Raw genomic sequence first — 11,140 nt, 5'->3', positions numbered from 1 at the left:
AAAAAGAAAACTCCCCGTCCGGAGAGTTTTAATCTTGATCAGCAGGCTTTATCGCAAATCTTAGTTCCTCGTTTAGCTGGTCCTCAAAATTTCTTTCTGCAGCCCTATCCCATTCAAACGCATCAGCCATGTATGAAATTACTTGCCTTTGATAATTTCTTACCGTTTCGATATCAAAAAGAAGTGCTCCTGTTCTGCGGTTAAAAAAGTCAACAGGGGTTGCAGCCATTTCATGTTCAATTGCATATTTCAATTTTGCCCACAATACAATCGGCAGGCCGTAATTCTCAGCTTCACTTCTATCCGCTTCAATCATATTAAAAATGATGCCAACATTAGAACCATACATATTAACAAGGTGTTTGGACTCTTCAGACGATAAACCGATACTTGTTCCTTTTTCAGTCTGAAACCCAATGAATTCACGGAATTTGGATGATCCCCCTACATTCCCTCCAGAAATGGGCAATGTTTTTGTAATACTGCTGCTAAATGTCCTATTCGATTCCTGCTTGAATTTTTCAGCAAGCATATCAACAATGGTTTCGGCCATTTTCCGGTATCCGGTCAGTTTCCCGCCGGCAATTGTCAGCAAACCAGTATCCGACTCCCAGATTTCATCTTTACGCGATATTTCGGAAGGGTCTTTTCCTTCTTCCCAAATAAGCGGACGAACACCAGCCCAGCTTGATTCTATATCATTCTCCGTTATTTTCACAGAAGGAAACATAAAGTTAATGGCGTTTATGATGTATGTTCTGTCACTTGCAGTCATTTTTGGATTTACTGGGTCTGAATCAAAGAAAGTATCGGTTGTCCCCACATATGTTTTTCCGTTTCTAGGTATGGCAAATACCATCCTTTTGTCAGGAGTATCGAAATACACAGCCTGTTTTAATGGGAATTTGGATTGGTCAATTACCAAATGAACACCTTTAGTCATACGCAGGGTCTTCCCTTTTCTCGAACCGTCTTTCTCACGAATGGAATCAACCCATGGACCAGCAGCGTTGATGACTTTTTTCGCTCTGATTTCATGAATATCGCCAGTCAGCTGATCAGCAGCAGCAGCTCCGGATACTTTCCCTTGTTCATCATATAAAAGGTTCTCGACCTTCAAATAGTTAACTGGAAGAGCGCCTTTTTCTGCAGCAGCTTTCATTACCTCTATTGTTAGACGGGCATCATCTGTGCGGTATTCCACATAGTAGCCGCCACCTTTTAATCCATCTTTTTTTATAAGCGGTTCTTTGGATAATGTTTCCGGGACACTGAGCATACTTCTGCGTTCAGACTTTCTGACGCCTGCAAGAAAATCGTAAACTCTAAGACCGATAGAAGTTGAGAACTTTCCAAAAGTGCCTCCTTTATGCATTGGAAGCAGCATCCACTCCGGTGTAGTTACATGTGGCCCATTTTCATATACAATCGCCCGCTCTTTTCCTACTTCAGCTACCATTTTAACTTCGAATTGCTTAAGATACCTTAATCCTCCGTGAACCAGTTTGGTTGAACGGCTGGAGGTTCCCGCTGCAAAATCCTGCATTTCAACGAGCGCCGTTTTCATTCCCCGTGTGGCCGCGTCAAGAGCAATCCCAGCTCCCGTTATGCCGCCGCCAATAATCAGAAGATCAAATTCTTCGGCTGTAAGTGTATTTATCATGTCATTACGATTTAAATTAGAAAATGTCATGGTTGTCTCCTCCTTTTTTGAAAAGGCTAGTAGTTGTAACTACCCTTTTAAAGCAGGGAATAAAAAAGAGACCACAAAATACATTATCGATAAGACGATAATGATTTTGTGGTCTCTCCGCATCTCCTGCCGAACTATTAACTTAAGATCATTATAACATAAAAAATATGATCTGTGTAAAAACTTGCGTCTGATTATTTAAACGCAATAGCTGCCTTTACAGCCTTTTTCCAGCCCTGATAAAGATTTTCACGCACTTGGCCATCCATCGATGGATAGTATGATTGCTCAATTGCCCACTGCTCAGCAATTTCCTCCTGCGACTTCCAGAACCCGACAGCCAATCCCGCAAGATAAGCTGCCCCAAGAGCGGTCGTTTCATTAATCACCGGCCTCTCAACCGGGACATCTAAAATATCTGATTGGAACTCCATCAGGAAATTATTCTTCACGGCACCCCCATCAGCTCTAAGCGTTTTAAGTTCAATGCCAGAGTCAGCTTCCATCGCAGAGAGGACATCTTTTGTCTGATAAGCAAGTGACTCAAGTGTCGCACGAATAAAATGTTCTTTGGACGTTCCCCGTGTGACCCCGAAGACCGCTCCCCTTACATCACTATCCCAATACGGAGTGCCGAGGCCTACAAAAGCCGGAACAACATAAACACCATCTGTCGAGTCCACTTTTTTGGCATAGCTTTCACTGTCCTTTGCATCTTTAAGCATTCTCATCCCATCTCGGAGCCATTGAATAGCAGAGCCTGCAACGAAAATGCTGCCTTCCAATGCATATTCAATTTTCCCCTCAAGTCCCCACGCAATGGTGGTTAGAAGTCCATGCTCAGACTGCACAGCTTTTTCACCTGTGTTCATAAGCATGAAACAGCCGGTGCCGTAAGTGTTTTTAGCCATTCCTTTCTCGAAGCATGCTTGTCCAAACAGCGCAGCCTGCTGATCCCCGGCCGCCCCGGCGATCGGTACTTCTTTCCCGAAAAAGTGATAGTCAATGGTTTTGGCATACACTTCAGAAGATGGCTTTACTTCAGGAAGCATCGTTTTCGGAACTCCAAGAATGTCAAGCAGCTCATCATCCCATTTAAGTTCATGGATATTAAACATCAATGTGCGGGAGGCGTTGGAGTAATCGGTCACATGAGCTTTCCCTCCAGATAGCTTCCAGATCAGCCATGTATCAATGGTTCCAAACAATAATTTTCCCTGTTCCGCTTTTTCCCTTGCCCCTTCCACATGATCCAAGATCCATTTAACCTTTGTTCCTGAGAAATATGCATCAATTAATAGGCCGGTTTTTTCTCTGAACAGGCCGTTATAGCCTTTCTCCTTCAAGTCATCACAAATTTCGCTGGTCTGCCTTGACTGCCATACAATCGCATTATAAATAGGTGTTCCCGTTTCTTTATCCCAAACAACAGTTGTTTCCCTCTGGTTTGTGATGCCAATGCCGGCAATTTGCTCAGGCTTTATGCCGGATTCTGAAAACACACCTGCTATCACCGATAAAATTGAACCCCAAATTTCATTAGCATTATGTTCAACCCAGCCAGGCTTTGGAAAATACTGTGTAAACTCTTTTTGTGCCGTGTGCACAATTTCACCCTTTTTATTAAATAGAATAGCTCGTGAACTTGTAGTCCCCTGATCTAATGATAAAATATATTTTTCCATAATGGTCTCCTCCCAATCTCGTTCAATACTCTTATTTATGCAGCCACTTTAGAAGAATCAACTTCACCGGGCTGTTTTTTGCCAAAAATATACGAAAGAATTAATACTATTATATTAACACCCAGCACAGTCCAAACAATACCTGAAGCTTTGCCATCGAACATCACTTGATAGAAGCTTGAGCCCAGTAATCCCCCAAGGATTGGCCCTGCTACCGGGATCCAAGCATATCCCCAGTTCGATTTCCCTTTGCCTGCAATGGGAAGAAGAAAATGAGCAATGCGCGGGCCCAAATCACGGGCCGGATTAATTGCATAGCCGGTTGTCCCTCCAAGCGACATGCCAATAACAACGATGAGAAGGCCGACAGCAATCGGATTTAGTCCTTCAGTAAATTGATTTGCTCCTATAAACATTAAACCCAATACAAGAATGAACGTCCCGATTATTTCACTCAATAAGTTTGAAAAAGTATGTGGAATGGCAGGACTAGTTGAGAAAACAGCAAGCTTTGCACCCTGGTCCTCTGTTTCTTTCCAGTGCGGCAGATAATGAAGGAATACAATTACCCCTCCAAGGAACCCGCCGAGAACCTGGGCGAGAATATACCCGGGCACATTTTGCCATGCGAAATCACCGCTAAGCGCAAATCCAATGGTTACAGCAGGGTTCAAGTGAGCGCCGCTGATCGATCCTACAGCAAAAACCCCCATCGTTACAGCAAGCCCCCAGGCAATCGTAATAACAATCCACCCTCCATTAAAAGAGAAAGTCTTTTTTAAATTCGCCCCGGCAACAACTCCTCCTCCAAAAACAATCAGGATCATCGTTCCAATTACTTCTCCCATAAATGCAGACATTTGAAAATCCCCTTTCGATTTTGACTCATCGGACAAAAAAAGGAGATCCACGACAGATTAAGCCTAAAAAGGGCTAAACTGTGTGAATCTCCTAATCTCCGACACCTAGAATTAACTTGTTAGTCCTAGTATACAAATCTATGAAAACGTTGTCAAACAATACTTGAACATCTTCATGAAAACCTCTCCCATATTTCAATTTTTGAGGTTGTGATAGCAGCCGCGCCTGCATCAAGTGCATTCTTCACTTCTTCTTCAGAACGGATGAGCCCTCCTGCAAAAATAGGGGTATTCAAACGTTCATTCACTTCTTTTATCATCCATGGCATAGCTCCCGGCAAGACTTCTATATAGTTAGGCCTCGTTTTCTCGATTAATTTATAACTCTTTTCAAGTGCGTGCGAATCGATTAGGAAAATCCTCTGTACAGCAATCACTCCCTTTTGCTTTGCTTTCAGGATGACGCTGGATTTAGTAGAAATTAACCCGTACGGCTTGTATTCCTGGCAGATATATTCAACGGCATAGTCGTCGCTTTTCAAGCCATGAATCAGGTCAACATGATAAATCATTTTTTTGTTATGTGCTTTAGCCATTTGTGAAACATGTTTCAGCTGTGAAATATGCATATCGAGAAATACACCAATTTCATAAGGACTCTTCAGGAACTTTTCAAATTCTTTCATATTGGATGATGCCGGCAAGATTTTCTGATTCATACTTCCCACTCCTGTTTCTGTTATTTCCCTATGATATTAAGAATGTGCATAATTCTCAATACCCATTATAAATTTTTTCGGTACTCATAATAACGGAAGCCAATAATCATGATGGTCAGCCAGGCACCACCGGCTGCAAAACCAGCAATTACATCACTTGGAAAATGAACACCTAAATAAATGCGGCTTAGACCAATCATCAGGATAAAGCAGCCAAGCATCACTGTCCATGCAGCCTTCCAGCGCTTCCTTTTTGCCAGATGGATGATCATATAGGAAAGTGAGCCGTAAAAAATAAAAGATCCCATTGAATGTCCGCTCGGAAAACTGAAGCCGTGCTCTGCAATCAGAGGTCTGATATCAGGACGTTCTCTTTTAAAAATCCATTTCAGCAACAGGTTAAAAAGTGCTCCGAGACCCGATGAAAGAACCATGAACCATGCAAGTGATCTCTTTTTAAACAGGAATAAAAGCAGCATTGCTGCAATTACCGAAAAAGCCAGCCACTTAACCGACCCCAAAAAAGTAATTACACTCATATACTCGGTGAGCCGGGGAGAAATAAATGCCTGTACAGAGTGGATCACAGACTCATCAAAATGAATAAGCTCTTCTTCCTTCAGTTCATCCACTATTTCGATAAATAGCAGCAAAAATCCGCCTATGATAGAGGCCACCAGCGCTAGGTAAAATATGTTTTTACGTGTCATATTTCTCCAGTTCATTCACTCATATCCTTTTTAGTATTAGAATTACCACAAAGTATCATAAACGGAACATTTTTTTGCGGACGAGCGGCAGGCCGTATCCTTCGCACATTAAAAAACCGAATCTGCATCAGCAAATTCGGTTTCGGTTCATCAAGCTTGCTTTTTAGCCTTTGTTTTTGCAGAAGCACGTTTCTTTTTAGCTGCAGGTTTTTTCTTTGGTTCCGCATCAGCAGGCTTCGTTTTATCAATGGATGCCTGAAGGGCAGCCATAAGATCGGTAACATTTGCGGCAGGCTCTTTTTCAACAGGCGTGACGATATCTTTGCCAGTCCGTTTTGCTTCGATAAGCTCCAAAAGGGCGGTTCGGTAATCATCATTATATTTTTCAGGTTTAAATTCTGTGGTTAATTGATCAATCAGCATAATGGCCGTATCGAGTTCCTTATCTGTCACTTTTTCTTCTGCAGGCACATTTGGCACATCCGCTGCCTTGCGTACTTCATCAGGGTAATGGATTGTCTCCATGACAAGAGTGTTTTCATATACACGGACAACAGCCAGCTGTTCTTTGGAGCGGATAATGATTTTTGCCAAACCTACTTTTTCAGACGTCTCGAGCGCTTTTCGCAAAAGGGAGTAAGCTTTCCCTCCCCCGTCCCCTGGAGACATATAATAGGTGCGATTGTAGTAAATTGGATCAATTTCCTGTATTTTTACAAAGTCCATAATTTCGACGGCTTTATCATCATTTTCCTGTTTAAGCTTTTCTAAATCCTCATCATCTAATACGACAAATTTTCCTTTTGTGTATTCATAAGCTTTTACAATATCCTCGTTCTTAATTTCCTTTTCACAAACAGGACATGTTTTCTCATACTTAATTGGCGAATGACATTCCTTATGAAGATTTCTCAGCTTAATATCTTTATCTTCTGTCGCCGAATGCAGCTTAATTGGTATATTCACCAGCCCAAAACTGATGCTTCCTTTCCACATTGTATGCATAGTCAGACTCCCATTCTTTTTGATGTATTACTCCTAATTTGTGTATTAACAAAATCGGAAATACGCTAAAAGAATTGGAAACTGAGTAGTTTTAGGGGCAAATGCCAAAACTATAATGATGATTGCAAAGGAGGCCAAATGAATGAAACCTATGCTTCCTACATTAACTTTCGATGTTCCGGATGAGAAAGAATGGCTGTTTGAAGCAAAATATGATGGTTTTAGAGCGATCCTGCACTGGGACAATGAACCCAGACTGACAAGCAGAAACGATAAACCTTTATTAAATCTTTTTCCGGAGATTAAGGCTTTTTTGGAACAGCACAAAGATAAATTTGAACAATACCTTCCGCTTATATTAGATGGAGAGGTGGTCTTGCTGGAAAATGCCTATAAAGCTCATTTTGGGTCGATTCAGGTCAGGGGGAGAATGAGATCTGAAAAAAAGATTCTTGAGAAAGCAAAAACAGCGCCCTGCCGTTTTCTTGTTTTTGACATTTTGATGATAAATGGAAGAAAAATTGCCGATAAAGAATACTCTGCCAGAAAAAAAGAGCTAGAAGCGTTGTTTAAAAGCTGTGATTTGCCCTTAAAACCTGACGAGAAGGACTCCAGGCTGATACAATTAATTCCGCCATATCCCAGTTTTAAGGAGCTATGGGAAAAAATCGTTCTTCATGACGGTGAAGGAATTGTGGCCAAGCAGATGAAGAATAAATGGGAAGAAGGAAAGAGGTCCTCTTTATGGCTGAAATTCAAAAACTGGAAATACGTTTCCTGCTTTATCACCGCTTATGAAAAATCTAATGGATACTTTTATGCCGGGGTATATCAGGGGGATGCTGTCATAGGAATCGGACAGTTTCTTTTTGGCTTGAAGCCTGATGAAAAACAAGCCTTATTTCAAATAATTAAAGAAAATAAAGCTGATGAAAACAGCCAATTCATATATGTAGAACCTGCAATCTGTGTGGATGTTAAATACCTCGAGATCTATGAGGAGCAAATGCGGGAGCCGCACTTTCAACAGTTTCGTTTCGACTTGAAGCCTGATGCCTGCACATATGATCAATTTTTACAGCAGCAGAAAAACCTGCCTCCCGAGATAGAAATCACGCATCCGGAAAAACCACTATGGGAAACGCCGGCTATTCAAAAGATTGATTACATTCATTTTTTAAGAGAAATTGCACCTTATATGCTGCCTTTTTTAAAAAACAGGCTTTTAACCGTTATCCGCTACCCCCATGGGATTTTTGGCGAACCCTTCTACCAGAAAAATTGCCCGGAATACGCACCTGGCTTTGTAGAAACCGAAATGTCAGAAGGTATCAATTATATAGTATGCAATCATTTAAAAACACTGCTGTGGCTTGGCAACCAGCTTGCTTTTGAATTTCATATACCGTTCAAAACGCTGGAAAGCTCGGGACCAAGTGAAATCGTTTTTGACCTGGATCCGCCTTCCCGGGACGCTTTTCCCCTAGCCATTAAAGCCGCTGTTTACATTAAAGAGGTGCTTGATCAGCTGAAATTAATAAGCTTCGTTAAAACATCAGGCAATAAAGGATTGCAGGTTTATATTCCTTTGCCGGAAAATACTTATACCTTTGATGATACACGGCTGTTCACAGAATTCATTGCCCAGTATCTCCTAAACAAGGACCCGGATTCCTTTACAATTGAAAGATTAAAGAAAAATCGGGGCGGAAGGCTTTATGTAGATTATATTCAGCATGCAGAAGGAAAGACGATTATAGCCCCCTATTCACCCAGAGGAAATGAAACGGCTACGGTTGCTGCTCCGCTGTTTTGGGAGGAAGTTGGCGAAAAGCTGTCCATGGAAAGATTTCAAATAACCAATATGATCAAAAGAATAAACAGCGATGGCGACCCTTTTAACACGTATTTTCAAACAAAGGAAATTCAGCCTTTTTCACCAGTGCTGGACTTTTTAAAGCAGAACAATAAAAAAGGATAAGGCCCCATGCCTTATCCTACAACCACTCTTTAAGTACTGCCTGAGCATATTCCTGAAGTTTAGCATACTGCTTAATTTCACCGGTATATTCCTCTTTCGGGGAAAGAGAAAACTCTGCAGGGTTTTCCATGTTGATCTCTGCTTCACAGCGGTAAACATAGCTGGCATTTCCAATTAAGTCAATTGATTGCCTGCCATTCTCTTCATGGACTACACAGCGCACCTTTCCGCCATTATTATATACCTCTACAGGCTCTTCGATTTTATTCAGCCCATTCATGCAAGTCACAAGTGTCGAAGCTGACATGGCAGTTCCGCAGGCATTGGTAAATCCTACTCCCCGTTCAAATGTTCTTACATAAATATACCCTTTTTTGAACGGCTTAACAAAGCTGACATTTACTCCATCAGGAAAGAATTCATTCGGCCCGTTCAAATATTCGCTGATCTTTTTTTGCAGGTCTGATGCTATTTGCTCTTTCTCCACAATGGAAACAAAATGAGGATTAGGGACTGCTAAAGCTGTAAAAGCTAATTCCTCTGAAATCCCGCTCACTTTTTCATTAATGACAGTATCTTTATCAAGAACTAAAGGAAGATCCTTCAAGTCGAATGAAACAGGTGAGATTTCAACAAGATAAGTCGGAATGTCCTCAAAGATATCTTCTTGCTTTTTCACCTGTAAATCAGCTTTCATGGTCTCAATGATAGCTTCTTTCAGCCCAAGAAGTTCACAAACATAACGGGCAACACATCGCAATCCATTCCCGCACATTGAGGCTTCAGATCCATCCGGATTAAAAACACGCATCCTGGCATCTGCTTTATCGCTTTTTAACACGAATAGAATTCCATCTGAACCCAGCTCAGTTCTGCGGTCGCATATGGCTCTGGCCAGCTTCGCACGATTCTCTTCTGTAAAATGATACGTATTGGATATCTCATCTATAATAAAGAAATCATTTCCTGATCCATGACATTTCAATAGTTCAATCTTCAATGTAATACCTCCAGACCAATAGTAATTCAACATATAGATAAGAGTGCCATAAAAGCTTTTATTATTCAATGATGATTTCTATTTTTATAGACTCAAAGACTATAATACTGCGCCTTTAATTTATAGGCTTTTCAGGGTTCAGCAGCTGACTGGACCAGGCTAATGCTTCAGAATAAATCTTAAAAATTGTTTTTTCATCCACAAACAGCTTATCGCACATTTCACTGATTCTGCTCCATTGTGCTTTCTCTACTGCAACAGCAAGATCAAGTATTTCTTTAAGATTATTATTTTTCCCGCGGAGCGCTTCACAAATATCATCCTGCAGGGGAAGCTCATTTATAATTTGGTTCATCGGGATCTTAAGCAATGAATCCATTAATGAAAACATTCCTGTCATAAAATAACTGGACGAAACGCTTTTACCGGTTTTGAGTCTGCCAATTTCCTCACACATTTTTGCACGAGTCATTGATAACCTGATGGTTTCTTCAGTCATTTGAGAATTTCCAACGATGTTTTCCCTTACTGCCAATACATAAATCCACTTTTCGAGTTCTATCAGTCCAAGCAGAACGATGGCCTGCCGGATTGAATTTATCTTTTGCTTAGGACGGTAAGCCGGTGAGTTTATTAGTCTCAGCAATTTATAAGACAGTGATATGTCACGTTCTATTAATTCAGTTATGCGGTCAAGACTAGGCTCCTCCTTTGACAGGTTTTGGATCATTTCATAATAAGATTGAAAATATGCCGGTACATCATGTGTCGACATAATGACAGGCTTTGCAAAAAAATAACCTTGGAAATAATCATATCCCTTGCTTTTCGCTTCCTCATATTCATCTCTGGTCTCAACCTTTTCAGCTACTGTTTTTATCTTCAGCTGGTTAACAAGCAATTCTATTTTTTCCCGCATCTCCTTTGGGGTGTTAAGAAAATCCACCTTGATGATGTCTGCATATTTCAGCAATTGCCGTGCAAAGGGATTGGTTTCATTAAATACATAATCATCCAGCGCTATCTGATAGCCAAGCTCCTTTAAATCCTTGCATATCCTGACAAGTTCCGCGCTCGGCTCTACCGTTTCAAGAATTTCGATAACAATTTCCCGGGGCCTAAAATAGGCAGGCACCCTTAGCTTAAGCAATTTTTCCGTAAAATTTATAAAACATGGCTTCCCTTCAGATAGCTGATCGATTCCTATATTTAAAAAACTATTAATGATAACCTCAGCTGTAGCCTGATCTTCATCTATATCTGGGAATGCGTTCACCTGATTATTTCTATATAGAAGTTCATAAGCGAATACTTCTTCCTTTGAGTTGAAAATCGGCTGTCTTGCTACAAACACTTCCATTGACATACCTCCGAAAACACCTATTACTATAGACCTATTTTAACTCAGAAAAATTATTACGCTTGTCGAAACTTGTTGAATGATTAGAATTTTTTATTTTTTTTACAAGATTCTCCTTTTTTGATAA

General features: G+C 40.8%; 9 protein-coding genes. 1 reads left to right on the top strand and 8 read right to left on the bottom strand.

Features of this window, described 5'->3' with window-relative positions:
* Nucleotides 1–28 precede the first annotated feature (28 nt).
* The 6 genes from CHI10_RS21165 to ku all read right to left on the bottom strand — a co-directional run bounded on the left by CHI10_RS21165 (nt 29) and on the right by ku (nt 6,672).
* Nucleotides 29–1,693, bottom strand: a complete 1,665-nt coding sequence (locus CHI10_RS21165) for a glycerol-3-phosphate dehydrogenase/oxidase (RefSeq protein ID WP_095246122.1) — start codon at nt 1,691–1,693, stop codon at nt 29–31.
* A gap of 194 nt (nt 1,694–1,887) precedes the next feature.
* On the bottom strand, nt 1,888–3,378 hold the full coding sequence (glpK, locus tag CHI10_RS21160) for a glycerol kinase GlpK (protein WP_095246121.1): 1,491 nt from the start codon (nt 3,376–3,378) through the stop codon (nt 1,888–1,890).
* A 35-nt stretch (nt 3,379–3,413) separates the two neighbouring features.
* A complete protein-coding gene (locus CHI10_RS21155) occupies nt 3,414–4,238 on the bottom strand; it encodes an MIP/aquaporin family protein (protein ID WP_095246120.1) in 825 nt (274 codons plus the stop codon).
* A gap of 173 nt (nt 4,239–4,411) precedes the next feature.
* Nucleotides 4,412–4,957: a glycerol-3-phosphate responsive antiterminator gene (locus CHI10_RS21150; protein ID WP_095246119.1), complete on the bottom strand. Its 546-nt coding sequence runs from the start codon at nt 4,955–4,957 to the stop codon at nt 4,412–4,414.
* A 65-nt stretch (nt 4,958–5,022) separates the two neighbouring features.
* Complete coding sequence (locus CHI10_RS21145) at nt 5,023–5,682, bottom strand: phosphatase PAP2 family protein (RefSeq protein WP_095246118.1); 660 nt, start codon at nt 5,680–5,682, stop codon at nt 5,023–5,025.
* A 135-nt stretch (nt 5,683–5,817) separates the two neighbouring features.
* Nucleotides 5,818–6,672: a non-homologous end joining protein Ku gene (gene ku / locus CHI10_RS21140; protein ID WP_095246117.1), complete on the bottom strand. Its 855-nt coding sequence runs from the start codon at nt 6,670–6,672 to the stop codon at nt 5,818–5,820.
* A gap of 142 nt (nt 6,673–6,814) precedes the next feature.
* On the opposite strand from ku, the gene CHI10_RS21135 reads away from it, so the two are divergent.
* Nucleotides 6,815–8,653, top strand: a complete 1,839-nt coding sequence (locus CHI10_RS21135; protein WP_095246116.1) for a DNA ligase D — start codon at nt 6,815–6,817, stop codon at nt 8,651–8,653.
* A 16-nt stretch (nt 8,654–8,669) separates the two neighbouring features.
* Here CHI10_RS21135 and dapF read toward each other — a convergent pair whose 3' ends face one another.
* Both dapF and CHI10_RS21125 read right to left on the bottom strand, forming a co-directional pair.
* The gene (dapF, locus tag CHI10_RS21130) at nt 8,670–9,653 is read right to left on the bottom strand and encodes a diaminopimelate epimerase (protein WP_095246115.1); all 984 of its coding nucleotides are present in this window, start codon (nt 9,651–9,653) and stop codon (nt 8,670–8,672) included.
* Nucleotides 9,654–9,768: 115 nt separating this feature from the next.
* The gene (locus CHI10_RS21125) at nt 9,769–11,013 is read right to left on the bottom strand and encodes an EAL and HDOD domain-containing protein (protein WP_095246114.1); all 1,245 of its coding nucleotides are present in this window, start codon (nt 11,011–11,013) and stop codon (nt 9,769–9,771) included.
* Nucleotides 11,014–11,140: the final 127 nt, after the last annotated feature.

The sequence above is a fragment of the Bacillus sp. 7894-2 genome (genome assembly GCF_002272225.1).
Lineage (GTDB): Bacteria > Bacillota > Bacilli > Bacillales > Cytobacillaceae > Cytobacillus.
This window is presented reverse-complemented; position numbering and strand designations above follow the sequence as displayed.

Excerpts from the sequence above, each read along its gene's own strand:
- CHI10_RS21150 (WP_095246119.1), bottom strand. The coding sequence starts at position 4,957 with ATGAATCAGAAAATCTTGCCGGCATCATCCAATATGAAAGAATTTGAA.
- CHI10_RS21125 (WP_095246114.1), bottom strand. The coding sequence starts at position 11,013 with ATGGAAGTGTTTGTAGCAAGACAGCCGATTTTCAACTCAAAGGAAGAA.
- CHI10_RS21165 (WP_095246122.1), bottom strand. The coding sequence starts at position 1,693 with ATGACATTTTCTAATTTAAATCGTAATGACATGATAAATACACTTACA.
- CHI10_RS21135 (WP_095246116.1), top strand. The coding sequence starts at position 6,815 with ATGAAACCTATGCTTCCTACATTAACTTTCGATGTTCCGGATGAGAAA.
- CHI10_RS21145 (WP_095246118.1), bottom strand. The coding sequence starts at position 5,682 with ATGAACTGGAGAAATATGACACGTAAAAACATATTTTACCTAGCGCTG.
- ku (WP_095246117.1), bottom strand. The coding sequence starts at position 6,672 with ATGCATACAATGTGGAAAGGAAGCATCAGTTTTGGGCTGGTGAATATA.
- glpK (WP_095246121.1), bottom strand. The coding sequence starts at position 3,378 with ATGGAAAAATATATTTTATCATTAGATCAGGGGACTACAAGTTCACGA.
- CHI10_RS21155 (WP_095246120.1), bottom strand. The coding sequence starts at position 4,238 with ATGTCTGCATTTATGGGAGAAGTAATTGGAACGATGATCCTGATTGTT.